Annotated in this window: 11 protein-coding genes; 8 read left to right on the top strand and 3 right to left on the bottom strand. The window is 69.9% G+C overall.

The genetic code is table 11. The features are described 5' to 3' along the window. Nucleotides 1-11: 11 nt before the first annotated feature. From R4P08_RS15845 to R4P08_RS15830, 4 genes are all read left to right on the top strand, one after another. Nucleotides 12-533, top strand: coding sequence for a DUF3099 domain-containing protein (locus R4P08_RS15845; protein ID WP_317814862.1), 522 nt, complete (start codon nt 12-14; stop codon nt 531-533). Then, on the top strand, nt 530-2,146 hold the full coding sequence (locus R4P08_RS15840) for a methyltransferase (protein WP_317814861.1): 1,617 nt from the start codon (nt 530-532) through the stop codon (nt 2,144-2,146). The genes R4P08_RS15845 and R4P08_RS15840 overlap by 4 nt, the downstream gene beginning before the upstream one ends. Next, nucleotides 2,143-2,571, top strand: coding sequence for a D-aminoacyl-tRNA deacylase (dtd, locus tag R4P08_RS15835; protein WP_317814860.1), 429 nt, complete (start codon nt 2,143-2,145; stop codon nt 2,569-2,571). The genes R4P08_RS15840 and dtd overlap by 4 nt, the downstream gene beginning before the upstream one ends. A gap of 237 nt (nt 2,572-2,808) precedes the next feature. After that, nucleotides 2,809-3,777 carry a sigma-70 family RNA polymerase sigma factor gene (locus tag R4P08_RS15830; protein WP_317814859.1) on the top strand — a complete coding sequence of 323 codons (969 nt, stop codon included), beginning with the start codon at nt 2,809-2,811 and terminating at the stop codon, nt 3,775-3,777. A 158-nt stretch (nt 3,778-3,935) separates the two neighbouring features. Here the strand turns inward: R4P08_RS15830 and R4P08_RS15825 are convergent, their stop codons facing one another. Next, entirely contained in the window at nt 3,936-6,662 is a 2,727-nt protein-coding gene (locus R4P08_RS15825; RefSeq protein WP_317814858.1) for a GNAT family N-acetyltransferase, read from the bottom strand. 66 nt (nt 6,663-6,728) lie between these two features. After that, nucleotides 6,729-7,961 (bottom strand): acetoin utilization protein AcuC, encoded by a 1,233-nt coding sequence (locus tag R4P08_RS15820; protein WP_317814857.1) that lies wholly within the window; start codon nt 7,959-7,961, stop codon nt 6,729-6,731. 231 nt (nt 7,962-8,192) lie between these two features. On the opposite strand from R4P08_RS15820, the gene R4P08_RS15815 reads away from it, so the two are divergent. Both R4P08_RS15815 and galE read left to right on the top strand, forming a co-directional pair. Continuing rightward, complete coding sequence (locus R4P08_RS15815) at nt 8,193-8,882, top strand: metal-dependent transcriptional regulator (RefSeq protein WP_317814856.1); 690 nt, start codon at nt 8,193-8,195, stop codon at nt 8,880-8,882. Then, entirely contained in the window at nt 8,879-9,859 is a 981-nt protein-coding gene (gene galE, locus R4P08_RS15810; protein ID WP_317814855.1) for a UDP-glucose 4-epimerase GalE, read from the top strand. The genes R4P08_RS15815 and galE overlap by 4 nt, the downstream gene beginning before the upstream one ends. A 95-nt stretch (nt 9,860-9,954) precedes the next feature. Here the strand turns inward: galE and R4P08_RS15805 are convergent, their stop codons facing one another. After that, nucleotides 9,955-11,154, bottom strand: coding sequence for a DUF4192 domain-containing protein (locus R4P08_RS15805; RefSeq protein ID WP_317814854.1), 1,200 nt, complete (start codon nt 11,152-11,154; stop codon nt 9,955-9,957). Between the two features lie 266 nt (nt 11,155-11,420). Here R4P08_RS15805 and R4P08_RS15800 point away from each other — a divergent pair, with 266 nt between their 5' ends. Further along, complete coding sequence (locus tag R4P08_RS15800; RefSeq protein ID WP_317814853.1) at nt 11,421-12,356, top strand: PAC2 family protein; 936 nt, start codon at nt 11,421-11,423, stop codon at nt 12,354-12,356. Nucleotides 12,357-12,398: 42 nt separating this feature from the next. After that, complete coding sequence (locus tag R4P08_RS15795; RefSeq protein ID WP_317814852.1) at nt 12,399-14,945, top strand: DEAD/DEAH box helicase; 2,547 nt, start codon at nt 12,399-12,401, stop codon at nt 14,943-14,945. Nucleotides 14,946-14,962: the final 17 nt, after the last annotated feature.

Raw genomic sequence — 14,962 nt, 5'->3', positions numbered from 1 at the left:
CCTTGGGGGCCATGGCACCCGACTTCCGGCGCAAGCGGTCCACGGATCGGGATGACACCGCGGCTCCCGTACTGATCACCGCGGCGCGGGAGTCCTACCGGGACGAACTCGCCGCCCGGAAGAGGCGGTACTTCCTCCTCATGGGTATCCGGATCCCGGCCCTACTGCTGGCCGCCGGCTCCCTGGCGCTCTGGAACAACCCCTGGATCGCGCTGGCGATCGTCGGCGGGTCCATCCCGCTCCCGTGGATCGCGGTGATCGGCGCCAACGACCGACCGCCGTTGCCCAAGGGACAGGCACGCCGGTACTCCGCGGGGGCCCTGTCCAACCACACCCCCTATGCGCTCCCGTCGGGGGTCACGGGGATGGCGGGCAGCGCCCCCAGCAGCAGTGCCCCCGGCGCCGACACCCCGAGCGACCGCACCTCCAGCGAGAGAACTCCCACCGACGCCACCCCCGGCGATCGCACCTCTGACGACACCACTTCCCGCCACAGCACCCCGACACCCGACGAGAGTGATCCCGCACCGTGACCCTCCCCTCCCCGTCCCTCGCCGATCTCGCACCGATGCTGGCGGAGGCGTTCCGCGAGCACGGCTACACCGTCTCCGGGTTGGAGGAGTCGCTGGGGCCGGACGCGGTGTCGGCGCTCGCCCGGTCCGACGCGGCATCGGTGCGTCGGCACGCACGGACCGCGGGGAAGGCCGGGGCCCTGGTGCGCCTGTTCATCCTGGGAGATGCGGTGCCGGAGCAGGAGGTCGCCGCGGCCATCGGCGGTGTCGACGTGGAAGACGGGATCGCCGCCAGCCTCTGGACCCGGCCGGGCTCCCCGGAAGGGTGCCTGCGCGGAGCAGTCGATCTGCGCCCCGTCGACACCGGTCACGGGACGCGGTGGGTCTTCGCCGACATCGACGGGTCGATGGCCCACACCGTCACCCGGCCGGACCACGTCCTCGGCGTCGGCCAGGCCACGCTCTCCCTCCTGCGGGTCACGCCGACCTCGCCCGCGGACACCGTTCTGGACCTGGGCACCGGTTGTGGGATCCAGCTGGTCCATGCGCTCGAGACCGCCCGTGCCGCGACCGGCACCGACATCACCCCACGCTGCCTCGACCTGGCGGCCGCCACCCTCGCCGTCAACGGCCTGGAGGCCGAACTGCTCGAGGGCCCGTGGTTCGACCCCGTCGCCGGGCGCCGGTTCGACCGGATCGTGGCCAACCCGCCCTTCGTCGTGGGCCCCACCGAGCTCGGTCACTCGTACCGCGAGTCCGGGCTCGCCCTCGACGGGGCCAGCCAGACGGTCGTCTCCGGCGCCCCCGGGCTCCTGGCCGAGGGCGGGACGGCGATCCTGCTGGCGTCCTGGGTGGAGCGGGACGACACCGACTGGAGGTCGCACCTGTCCACGTGGATCCCCGACGAGGGGGTCGACGCCTGGTTCCTCCGGCGCGACTCCTCCGACCCCGAGCTCTACGTGTGGACCTGGCTCTCCGACGAGGGCATGGACCCGCGCGACGAGGCCACGACGCGCGCTGCCGAGGCGTGGCTCGACCACTTCCAACAGGAGGGGGTCGCCCGGGTCGGTTTCGGTTACGTCTTCCTGCGCCGGATCGACGGTCCCTCCTCGGTCCTCTGTGAGGACCTCAACCATGCGTTCGGCGAGGGTCTGGGGGACGAGGCCGAGGCCTACTTCGCCCGCACCGCGTGGTTGCGGGAGGCCACGGACCATCACGGTGGCCGGGCGGAAGCCCTGGACGCCACCGTCTTCACCGTCTCCCCCGATGTCCACCTCCACGTCTCCGAGTCCCTCGCGCCGGGGATCGGGGAGGACGGGGCATCAGAAGCCGCCACGACGGTCGTCGTCGAGCGCGTGACCGGCGCGCGCTGGCGGCACGAGATCGACCCCCTCACCGCCAGCGTCCTCCGGGGCGCCCGCATGGGTGCCCTCCCCCTCGAGGATCTGGTCGTGCTGGCCGCCGCCGGGGCGGGCGAAGACCCGGACGAGCTCGCGGACCCCGTGCGGAGGGTCGTGGCCGACCTGTTCCTCCACGGTGTCGTGGTCCCTGTCGACGTCCCCGGGTTGTTGCCCCCGGGCGTCCGGGCGGCCGTCGCCGCCGGGCACGACGCCGCACGGCACGACGACCGATGAGAGCGGTGGTCTCCCGCGTCACCGAGGCGTCGGTCACCGTGGACGACGAGGTCGTCGGTGCGCTCGGAGGTCCCGGTCTGCTGGTCCTGCTCGGGGTGTCGACCGACGACGACGAGGCGGACATCGCCACCATGGTCCGCAAGATCTCGGAGCTGCGGATCCTGCACGACGAGAAGAGCGCAATCGACATCGGTGCGCCCGTGTTGGTGGTCAGTCAGTTCACCCTCATGGGATCGACCGCCAAGGGCCGCCGGCCGTCGTGGTCCCGAGCCGCCCCCGGGGCGCGCGCCGAGCCCGTGGTGGAGGCGGTGGTCCGCGGCCTGCGCGAGAAGGGGTTGGAGGTGGCCACCGGTGCGTTCGGGGCGATGATGCGGGTCCACTCCGTCAACGACGGCCCGTTCACTGTTCTGATCGACACGAGCTGATCGTCCGGTGCTGAACGTCAGGTGCCGTGCCACACGTTCCGTGCACACGTACCGATCCCGCGTGCTGGACCACCCCTCCCGTGCTCCCCGATCGTGACGAACGTCATGAGGCCGGGAACATTCCGTGGGTCATCGCCGTTGTAGCAGTACGTGACCGTGACCCGGACACACGCCTGATCCGTCCACCAGCAACCGAACGCCGGCCCTGATCTACCGGGCCTGGCAGGAGGAGGAGACATGACGTCAGCCACCACCCGATCAGATCGTCGGACGGGGGCGGATTCGGACGGACTGAGCCCCAGCGCGGACCTCGTCCGCGTCTACCTCAACGGGATCGGTAAGACCGCACTGCTCAACGCCGAGGACGAGGTGGAGCTGTCCAAGCGCATCGAGGCCGGTCTGTACGCGCGCCACCTCCTGGCAACCAAGAAGCGCATGGGCCCCACCAAGAAGGCCGACCTCAAGCTGATCGTCGACGAGGGCGAGGCCGCTCGCGCCCATCTCCTCGAGGCCAACCTCCGCCTCGTGGTCTCGCTGGCCAAGCGCTACACCGGTCGCGGGATGCCGCTGTTGGACCTCATCCAGGAGGGCAACCTCGGGCTCATCCGGGCCATGGAGAAGTTCGACTACGCCAAGGGCTTCAAGTTCTCGACCTACGCCACGTGGTGGATCCGTCAGGCCATCACCCGCGGGATGGCTGACCAGTCCCGCACCATCCGGCTGCCAGTGCACCTGGTCGAGCAGGTCAACAAGCTCGCCCGCATCAAGCGCGAGCTCCACCAGCAGCTCGGTCGCGAGGCCACGCTCGAGGAACTCGCCGAGGAATCGGGCATCCTCGCCCACAAGATCGAGGAGTTGCTCGACCACTCCCGCGACCCGGTGAGTCTGGACATGCCGGTCGGCGCGGACGAAGAGGCCCCCTTGGGTGACTTCATCGAGGACGCCGAGGCCACCAGCGCCGAGAACACCGTCCTGACCAACGTGATGCACTCGGACGTGCGCGCGGTGTTGGCCACTCTGGAGGAGCGCGAGCAGCAGGTCATCACCCTGCGTTTCGGCCTGGACGACGGGCAGCCGCGCACCCTGGACCAGATCGGCAAGCGCTTCGGGCTCTCCCGCGAGCGCGTTCGACAGATCGAACGCGAGGTCATGTCCAAGCTCCGCGAGGGACGCCGCGCGGACAAGCTCCGCTCGTACGCGGACTAACTCATAGGCGGACCAACCCGCACACACCGAAGCCCCGACTCCTCTTCAGGAGCCGGGGCTTCTTCAGGAGCCGGGGCTTCGCGGGGTTCCGGGCGAACCGGGGAGCCCTCCGCTCCGGAGTTCCCAGGGCTACCCTCAGGCCCGGTTCGAGGCGTGCCCTAACGCAGGCGCCGCGGGCCCACGTCGCCACTGGACCGCGGCGGCGGGCCCAGGTGGACCTGCGCGTACAACACCGACACACCGTCGGGGGCCGCGAGCGCCGGGTCCACAGACAGGTGGCGCAGTTCGGGGACGTCCTCCACCAGGCACGACATGCGGCCCATGAGCTCGACCAACGCGTCGCGGTCAGCCGGGGCGTCCCCCGCGTACCCGTCGAGGATGGGGGCGGCTCGGGGGCGGTCGAGCAGCGACCGGGCCTCGGTCGGCGAGACCGGCAAGGTGCTGAACGCGCGGTCGGCCAGGAGGTCCGAGAGCATCCCGGACAGCCCGAACGAGATGAGCGAACCGAAGATCGGATGATCCGCCACCCGGATGGTCGTCGCGACGCCCTTGGTCGCCATCTTCTGGATGTGGAGCGACCGCGAACCGGTGGTCCCCTGGAGATACTCGAACGCATCACGAACCGCCGCCGGCCCGGTCAGGTCCAGCCGGACCCCGGACTGATCGCTGCGCGTCCGCCACTGCTCGGTCATCGCCTTGACTGCCACCGGGTACCCGAGTTCATCGGCCGCCATGACGGCCTGATCGACCTCCGCGGCTACGCGGTAGTCGACGATGTCGATGCCGTAGCACTCCAGCAGGCCGCGGACCTGCCCCTGCGTGAGTTCAAACGATTCACTTCCCGCGTTGGAGTGGCACAGCGAGTCGACGAGTTCCCGGGCGCGGACGCGGTCGATGTCGTCGAATTCCGCCGGTTCCTCCGCGGGTCGGTCCAGCCACTCGGCGTAGCGGCGGGCCCGCACCAACGCGGACACCGCCCGTTCCGGATACGGATACGAGGGGATGGATCCCCGTGACGCCACACCGGACTCGTCGGTGACGGTGAGTCCCTCCGGCAGGCCCTCCCCGGCGAGGAACGTACTGACCACCGGCTTGTCGCTCTCCGCCGCCGCGGCGCGGATGGCCTCCGCGTAGGCGTCGGGCTCCGTGGCGACGGGTGGGACGAACACCGTGAGCACCGAGTCCACCTCGTCGCGCGCCAGGAGGTCGGCGATCGCCTCGCGGAAATCCTCCGGGGAGGCGACCGCACCGAGGTCCACCGAATGCGCCACGGTGAACCCCTGTTGCCGGGCGGAGTCCCCGCCCAGCCGGCCGACAGCGGTGGAGTTCCCGACGATCGCCAGGCGGCCCCCCGCCGGCAGCGGCTGGTAGGCGAGCAACGTCGCCGTGTCGAACATGTCGGTGATCGAGTCCACCTGGATGAGTCCGGAGTCCCGGAACAGTCCGCGGATGGCGGACGCGGTGAGCCCCTGAACGCCCGACTCGAGGTCATCGGCCGCCCGCCGGACCACCACCACCGGCTTGTTCCTGGCCACCCGGCGCGCGATCCGCGAGAACTTGCGGGCGTTACCGAAGCTCTCCAGGTAGAGCAGCACCACTTCGGTCCCGGTGTCGGTGTCCCAGTACTGGAGCAGGTCGTTGCCGGAGAGGTCGGCGCGGTTTCCCGCGGAGACGAAGGTCGACAGGCCCAATCCCCTGCGTGCGGCGGCCGCGAGGATGGCGATCCCCAGCGCACCCGACTGGCAGAAGAAGCCCGCCCGCCCGGGACCCGGGACCACCTCGGCGAGGGTCGCGTTGAGCTGTACATCGGCGGAGGTGTTGATCACGCCCAGGGCGTTGGGGCCGACCACCCGCATCCCGTGTGCCCGGGCCTCGCTCACCAGTCGCCGCTCGGACACGACGCCCGCGCTGCCGACGTCGGAGAACCCGGCGGAGATCACGACGAGGGTCGACACGCCCTTGGACAGGCAGTCGTCGAGCACCTCGGACATCGACGCCGCGGGGACCGCCACCACGGCCAGGTCGACCGGGTCCGGGATGTCCCGCACGCTGGAGTAGGCGCGGACGGACTGGACGGAGGTCGCGTCCGAGTTGACCGGGTAGACCGGGCCGGTGAACCCGTTGCCGATGAGGTTGCGCAGCACCGTGTGACCGATCTTCCCGACCTGGTCGGAGGCGCCGATCACGGCCACCGATCCCGGGGTGAGGACCCGCGCCACACTGCGCGCCTCCGCGGCCGTCTCGCGGGAGTTGCGGACGTTGGTCAACGCCTCGGTGGGGTCGATCGCGAACTCGAGATGCAGGGTCGACCCGTCGAAGGAGCGCGAGATCTCGTAGCCTGCCCTCCGGAACACCTGGATCATCGACCGGTTCTCGGACAGGACCTCCGCCTCGAAGTGATCGATCCCGCACTCGGCGGCGGCTCCACCGAGGTGCTCGAGGAAGATCGAACCCAGGCCCCGGCCCTGGTGCTGATCGGAGATCGTGAACGCCACCTCGGCGAAGGTCGAGTCGGGCAGTCGCTCGTAGATCGCCATCCCGATGATCTCCGCGCCCAGCTCGGCGACGAACGCCATCCGGTCGCGGTAGTCCACGTGGGTCATCCGGCGTAGTTCCTTCTCCGACAGGACGTCGTGGGAGCCGAAGTACCGCAGGTACCGAGTCCGGTCGGACAGGCTGGAGTGGAACTGCGAGATCTTGTCCGAGTCCGTGGGCAGGATCGGGCGGATGCGCACCGCCCGCCCGTCCGAGCCCAGGACGTCGGCCGCCCACTCGTGCGGGTAACCCTCCGGGTACTCGGCGACCGCCGTGTCGGTGGAGGCGTGTTCGGGCGGCGTCACCGCGGGGGTGTCGCCGTCGGTCGTTCCGTCGCCTGGGTCAGCCATCAGGGTCCTCCAAAGGACGAGCGTCGGGAGTCGCGGGTGTCGCCGTACCGCCAGGGGTACGTCGGGTCAATCTCGGGGATCGTCGGGGTCGAGGCCCAGGAGGGGATAGACGGAGCGCCGGGTGTCGAGGATCGACTGATCCAGCCGTGCCAGCGTGCGGTCCATCTCCACCCCACGGTCGGCGCCCGACGGCTCCCACGGGGAGTATGAGGCGTCGCTACCGTCACTCATCGTCTCCGGGACCCGGTCCGGGACCGTGAAGCGGGTGGCCATGGTCCGCCACGACTCGGGGATCGCGGTCGACGGCTCGACCGGGACCCCCAGAACCGCCGCGATGAGATGCGTCCAGGACCGTGGGACCACACGGACCAGCTCGTATCCCCCACCGCCGATCGCGATGATCCGGCCCTCACAGATCTCGTCCGCCAGCGCGATCACCTCCAGGTAGGAGGCCCGGTGACCGTCGACGGTGAGCGAGAGGTCCGCGAGCGGGTCCTCCCGGTGCGAGTCACACCCGGCCTGCATGACGATGATCTGCGGTTCGAAGGCGCGCAACGCCCCCGGCACCACGGCGTGGAAGCCGCGCAGCCACAGCTCGTCGGTGACCGCGGGGAGAAACGCGAGGTTCACCGAGGTGCCCTCGGCCCGTCCGACGCCGGTCTCCGAGGCCCAGCCCGTCGACGGCCACAGGGTCGCCGGGTGTTGGTGGAGCGACATCGTCAGGACCCGCGGGTCCTCGTAGAACGCGGCCTGGACACCGTCCCCGTGGTGGACGTCGATGTCCACATAGGCGATGCGGTCGTACCCGTTGTCGAGCAGCCAGCTGATGGCGACCGCCGCATCGTTGTACACACAGAACCCGGCGGCGGCCGCCGGCATGGCGTGGTGCATACCGCCCGCGACGGACACCGCGCGGGTTGCTGCGCCGCTGGCGATGGCCCGCGCCGCCGCGAGCGTGCCACCGGCAACCGCGGCGCTGGCCTCATGCATCGCCGGGAAGATCGGGTTGTCGGCGGTCCCCAGACCGTGGCTCATCCCGAGGTGCTCACCGGGCGGGAGCTCACCGGCCGCCTTGACCGCGTCGATGTAGCGGGACGTGTGGACCCGGAGCAGTTCCTCGTCGCTCGCCATCCCGGGATCCAACATCTCCACGCCCTGCAGCACGCCCAGTTCAGTCGCCAGGGACATGGTCAGGTCCAGACGCCGCGGGCTCATCGGATGTTCGGCGGAGTGCCGGTAGTCGAGGAGCGACGGGCTCCACACAACCTCGGCTGCAACACCGTTCTGGATCCGGGCCATGGCTGGCGTCCTCCCGTCGTGGTGCCGGGTCGATCCCAGCGCAGGCACACCTGGTGGAAATCCAGATTGTGCGTCCTGGCGCAAACCTACGCGGCAGGGCCCGGCCAGGCCCGCGATTGCGCGCTGTCCACCCCGGTTGGAAGCCCGGCGGTAGGCTCGACCGGGAACCCGGCCGGAGATGTCACCTGCCGGAAGTGACGAGCAAGGACGATCCGACGTGGAGGACGCAGCGTGAAAGACCTGGTGGACACCACCGAGATGTATCTCCGCACGATTTATGAGCTCGAGGAGGAGGGCGTGATCCCGCTCCGGGCGCGAATCGCCGAGCGTCTCGAGCAGAGCGGCCCGACCGTCAGCCAGACGGTCGCCCGCATGGAGCGGGACGGCCTGGTGCTCGTCGCCCCCGACCGGCACCTGCAGCTCACCGCGAGCGGTCGCGACCTGGCCGTCGGCGTGATGCGTAAGCACCGCCTCGCCGAGCGGTTGCTCGTCGACGTGATCGGGTTGGAACTGGAGAAGGTGCACGCCGAGGCGTGCCGGTGGGAACACGTGATGAGTGACGACGTCGAGCGTCGCCTCATCGAGGTGCTCGACGACCCCACGACGTCCCCGTACGGCAACCCCATCCCTGGTCTCGATCGCATCGGATATGTGACCACGGCCGCCGAGGAACCCGCTTTCGTGCGACTCTCCGCGCTCGACACGGACACCCCGCACCGGGTCCGCATCCGCGCGATCGGCGAGAACGTGCAGATCGACGTCGAGCTCATCTCCGAGTTCCGCGCCGCCGGGGTGGAGCCTCTCAAGACGGTCACCGCGACCCGCCGCGGTCACCTCGTCGAACTCGACTCGGGGGACGGCCACCGGGTCGAGCTCGACGGTGACCACGCGCATGCGGTCCAGGTCGAGATCCTCTCGTGAAGCTCCTCGTCACCGGGGGTGCCGGGTACGTCGGTGGGGTCTGCGCCACGGTTCTGCTCGAGCGCGGTCACGAGGTCGTGGTCCTCGACGACCTGTCCACCGGTAACCGTGACGGGGTCCCGGAGGGGGCGACGTTGGTCGAGGGGGACGTGGCCGCCCTCGCCGCGGACGTCCTGGATCCGAGCTTCGACGCCGTCCTGCACTTCGCCGCCCGCTCGCTCGTGGGCGAGTCCGTGGAGCAGCCCGCGCAGTACTGGCAGGGCAATGTGGTCACCTCTCTCGCGCTGCTCGACGCGATGCGTGCCGCCGACGTCACCAACCTCGTGTTCTCCTCGACGGCCGCCACGTACGGCGAGCCGGAGCAGGTCCCCATCACCGAGGACATGCCCACCCGTCCCACCAACACCTATGGCGCGACCAAGCTCGCGATCGACCACGCCATCACCTCGTATGCGGCTGCGTACGGCCTGGCCGCCACCAGCCTCCGCTACTTCAACGTGGCGGGTGCGTACGGCACGGCGGGTGAGAACCGGGTCGTCGAGACCCACCTCATCCCCCTGGTCCTCCAGGTGGCGCTGGGCCACCGCGCGGACATCAAGGTCTTCGGCGACGACTGGCCCACCCCCGACGGCACCTGTGTCCGCGACTACATCCATGTGGCCGACCTCGCGGACGCCCACCTCCTCGCGCTCGAGTCGAACGTGGCCGGTGTCCACCGCGTCCTCAACCTCGGCAGCGGCGAGGGTTTCTCCGTCCGCGAGGTGATCGACGTCTGCCGGGAGGTCACCGGTCATCCGATCCCGGAGGTGGTGGCCCCGCGACGGGCCGGCGATCCGGCGGTCCTGATTGCCTCCAGCGAGAAGGCCGTCACCGAGCTCGGCTGGACGCCGACCCGAACCGCCCTGCGCACCATCGTCGAGGACGCCTGGTCGTTCACCTCCGTCCTGGGCGAGCGCGCGCACTCCACCCCGCGGTAGCCCCGCCGCGGAGCCGGTCGGGCCGCAGCCGAGCCGGTCAGGCAGCGGCCGAGCCAGTCCGGCCAGCGGCCGAGCCAGTCCGGCGGCGGCGCCTGTCAGGCTGCCGCCTGGCGGAGCCTCTCCGGCGCGATTCCCTGTTCGAGCCCGTGGAGCAGGAGCCTCGCCAGGGAGTTCCGGGGGTCCGCGCTCACGGCCGCCTCGAGTGCGGAGCGGGCGTGGACCCCGCTGCCGGCAAAGTAGGCGCCGGCCCCCAGCAGCACCAACGCCACGGACCTCTCGCGCCCGGGCCGGCGGCGGGCCAGGGCCCACCACAGAAGGCGGCGACCGTCCTCGTGGCCCAGCCCCAGCTGAGCAAGCCGTCGGTACACCTCATCGCGCACCGCGATGTCCAGCAGCGCCTCCCCGATCCGGGCCAGCTCGTCGTCGTCAATCTCCTCCCCCGCCTCGAGCAGTTCGACGGCGCCGTCATGGGCCGCCACGGCACGCTCTACCGCTGTGGGGCGCTCGAGCTCGGCCAGGCCCCGACCGTGCGGGTCGATGTCGCAGGCATCCGGGTCCCTGGCCAGGTACAGCTGGGCGATCTCGTCGCGAGAACCCGCCCGCACGCGGCCGTCGAAGGCGTGCACCGCTGCGATCTCCGTCGCGTCGGGGTCGAGCTGGACGCCACCGACCATCCCGAACAGATCAACCCAACGCGCACCCTCGGCAAATTCACCGACCCCGTAGGCCGCGATCACCCGCGTGCCCACCATGCCCAACCAGTACTCGAACGCCGCGGCCGCGTCCTCGGCTCGGAGCCCGGCGCCGGACCCGTCCGCGCAGTCCTCGTGAACCACCACCAGATGGACACCGGACACGCCCTCCCTCGAGCAGAACTGCGCCAGCCCGCGAGCCGGCAGCTCGGCGCCCAGCTCCGGAGGCCACGCCAACTCGTCGTCGTAGTCACTGTCGTCGTACGGGTCTCCGCCATACGGGTCTCGGTGGTACAGGTCAGAGCGGTACGTGCCACTGCGGTACGTACCAGCGCGGTACGGGTTACCTCCGTAGGAGGACGCCCGCGATCCGTCGAGCAATCCGTCGACGTCCATCCGGACCACCGGACCCTGCCGACCGTCTGCGGTATTGCCGCACATCACCACCACCGAGCCCCTTCCCGGGGGGAAACCCAACATCGCGGGGATCGACGCGATCAGCTCCTCCGGGGAGGAGATCACCACCGTCGGCCTGTCGTCCATCCCGCTGTCCATCGCGCCGTCCATCCCACCGTCGCCACCGGCCCGTCCACTCGTGGTCATCTCCATACACCCGTCTCTTCGCGTCTCACGGCCGCGCTCCGGCGGAGGCGGTCCGGGGTGCTGATGCACCGGATCAACCTTCTCCTCACCCCGGCCGCCGTTCCGGGCTGCACACGGTGTGGTCGGGGACGGCTGTGGAGGGAGCAGGGGGTGTGGGAATTAAGGACCGACCGGTGTGGTTGGCAATGAGGTGATACCCCGTCCCGGGTGGACGACCACAGGGTCCCGACCGATTGAATCGGGGCGTCGTTACGAGAGGAGTCGACATGGCCAGGCACAGCGATTTGTACCGACTGATCGAGCCCGTCCCCGACCTACGGTCGGAGTCCGGGGAGGGGCCGGTCATCGTGCACGCCCTGGAGGGCTTCTCCGATGCCGGCCAGGCCATCCAGGGCGTCGCCGAACACCTCCGGGAGAGTCTGGACTCCCAGCTGATCGTGGAGTTCGACGTCGACGAGTTCGTGGACTACCGCTCACGTCGCCCGCAGCTGCGCTACTCGTTCGACCACTTCGCCGGATACTCCGAGCCGACCATCCAGATCCACGCGGTCAAGGACTCCAACGGCACCTCGTTCCTGCTGCTCTCCGGGCTCGAGCCGGATCTCAAGTGGGACGGCTTCACCGAATCGGTGATCGACCTGGCCAACTCGTTCGGCGCCCGGATGTCAGTGGGTCTCGGAGCCATGCCCCTGGGCGTGCCGCACACCCGCCCCACACAGGCGAGCGCGCACGCGAGCAACGTCGACCTCATCCGCGGGTTCACCGCCTGGCCCGGGGAGTTCTCGGTGCCCGGGAACGTGACGTCGCTGCTGGAGTTGCGGATGGCCGAGCACGGCATCCCGTCCGCCGGGTTCACCGTGCACGTCCCGCAGTACCTGTCGCAGACCGCCTACCCCGCGGCTGTCCTCAACCTGGTCGGCAACATAGCCCAGATCTCCGATCTCGAGTTGCCCACGGGCGAGCTCGAGACGGCTGCGGAGGAGTTCACCGCCCAGGTCACCGCGCAGATCACCGACAGTCCGGAGATCCGCACCGCGGTGGAGTTGATGGAGAAGCAGTACGACGACTTCATGGAGACCCGGCACGGGTCCGACTCGCTCAACCCCGGCGGCAAGCCGTTGCCGTCCGGTGACGAGATCGGCGCCGAGTTCGAGAAATTCCTGGCCCAGCAGACCGGCGACGGCTCACCCGACGCCGGCTAGCACCGGACGGGTGTGTCCGACCGGGCGGCTAGGCTCGGTCGGGTGCATCTGCCCGAACTCCTCGCCGACCTGAATGACGTCCCCTCCGACCTCCACGAGGAGGCGGTGTTCGACGCCTTTGTCGCCTGGGCGGCCGAACAGGGACTGACGCTCTACCCGGCGCAGGAGGAGGCCGTCCTCGAGGTGACGACGGGCAGCCACGTCATCCTGGCCACCCCGACCGGTTCGGGTAAGTCCCTCGTCGCCCTGGGCGCGCACTTCTCGGCGATGGCCCGGGGCGTCCGCAGCTACTACACCGCCCCGATCAAGGCGCTCGTCAGCGAGAAGTTCTTCGCGCTGTGCGCAGTGTTCGGCGCCGAGAACGTGGGGATGCTCACCGGCGACGCGGCGGTCAACCCCGACGCCCCGATCATCTGCGCCACCGCCGAGATCGTGGCGAACATCGCGCTGCGCGAGGGAGCCGCTGCGGACATCGGCCAGGTGGTGATGGACGAGTTCCACTACTACTCCGAACCCGACCGCGGTTGGGCCTGGCAGGTGCCGCTCATCGAGTTGCCGGACACGCAGTTCCTGTTGCTCTCCGCCACACTCGGCGACGTGGACTGGCTGGTCGAGGATCTCCGGATGCGCACCGGACGCGAGTGCACCCTGGTCGGCGGCACCGAACGTCCCGTGCCCCTGTCGTACGAGTACGTCATCAGTGGCGTACACGAGACCGTCGAGCTCCTGTTCCGGGACGGCAAGGCCCCCGTCTACGTCGTCCACTTCACCCAGGCCTCAGCACTCGAACAAGCCCAGGCGCTGACCTCGCTGACGGTGGCCTCCAAAGAACTCAAGGCGGCGATCTCCGAGGAGATCGGTGGCTTCCGCTTCTCGACCGCCTTCGGTCGGACGCTGCGCAAGCTCCTGCTGCACGGTATCGGCGTCCACCACGCGGGGATGCTGCCCAAGTACCGGCGGCTCGTGGAACGGCTCGCCCAGAACGGCCTGCTCACCGTCATCTGCGGGACCGACACCCTCGGGGTGGGCATCAACGTGCCCATCCGGACAGTGCTGTTCACCGGCCTCACAAAGTTCGACGGCCGCCGTCAGCGCGTACTCAAGGCGCGTGAATTCCACCAGATCGCCGGCCGCGCCGGGCGGGCCGGCTTTGACACCGAGGGCTCGGTGATGGTGCTCGCCCCCGAGCACGAGGTCGAGAACTCCAAGGCCGCCGCCAAGGTGGCGGCCAACCCCAAGAAGAAGGCCAAGGCGGCCAAGAAGAAGCCCCCGGAGGGCTTTGTGAACTGGTCGCAATCCACCTTTGACAAGCTCGTCGGCGCGCAGCCCGAGCAGCTCACCAGCCGCTTCGAGGTGAGCAACGCCATGTTGCTCAACGTGATCTCGCGGCCAGGGAGCTGCTACGCGCACATGCGCCATCTGCTGCTGTCCTCCCATGAGACCAGAGCGCGGATCCGGCAACACGTGCTCCGCTCCATCGAGCTGTTCCGTGGCCTCGAAACCGCGGGCATCGTCGAGCGCGTGCCGGAACCGGACGCCGACGGGCGCCACGTCCGGCTGACGGTCGACCTCCAGCGGGACTTCGCACTCAACCAGCCGCTCGCCCCGTTCGCCATCGCCACGATGGAGGTCCTCGACCCCGAATCCCCCACCCCCGTCCTGGACCTGGTCTCGGTGATCGAGGCCGTCCTCGACGACCCGCGCCCGATCCTCTACGCCCAGCAGCGGGCGGCGCGGGGCGAGGCGATCGGTGCCCTCAAAGCCGACGGCGTGGAGTATTCCGAGCGGATGGAACTCGTCGAGGACATCTCGTGGCCCACACCCCTCGCGGACCTCATCGCCGACGCGTACGACGCCTACCGTGCCGGGCACCCGTGGGTCGCCGGCGTGGAGCCCTCACCCAAGTCGGTGATCCGCGAGATGGTCGAGCGCGGCATGACCTTCTCCGACCTGGTCTCGTTGTACGGCCTCAGTCGGTCCGAGGGTTCGGTACTGCGCTACCTCACCGATGCCTACCGCGCGCTCCGGCAGACCGTCCCCGCCGATCTGCGGACCGAGGAGTTCGACGACCTCGTGGAGTGGCTCGGGGAACTGGTCCGGCAGGTCGACTCGAGCCTGCTGGACGAGTGGGAGCTGCTCACCGATCCGGACGTCTCCGCCGAGCAGGTGGCCGAGCTCGCATTCGGGCAGTCGGCCGGTTCCACCCGGCCCGTCACCGCCAACGAGCGGGCCTTCCGGGTGATGGTCCGCAACGCCATGTTCCAACGGGTGGAGCTGTTGTCGAGGGACGACATCGCCCGCCTGGTGGAACTCGACGCCGACGTCCCCGAGCACCCCGACTGGGACAAGGAGATCGACGCCTACTGGGACGAGTACGACGAGATCGGCGCCGGCCCGGCCGCCCGGGGGCCCGCTCTGTTCTCGGTCACCACGTCCGGCGAGGGAGTGGAACCGGGAACGTGGAGGACCCGGCAGGTGCTCGACGACCCGGACGGCGACCACGGCTGGGCGGTCGAGGGCGTGGTGGACCTCGAGGCCAGCGACGACGCCGGGGAGGTCCGCTTTGCGTCCCTGACCCTCATCGGGTGAGACCGTCGAGAGGCTGA

The organism is Rhodococcus sp. IEGM 1408 (genome assembly GCF_033142235.1).
Lineage (GTDB): Bacteria > Actinomycetota > Actinomycetes > Mycobacteriales > Mycobacteriaceae > Dietzia.
The sequence above is the reverse complement of the archived record's forward strand: the minus strand, read 5'-3'. Positions and strand labels throughout refer to the sequence as shown.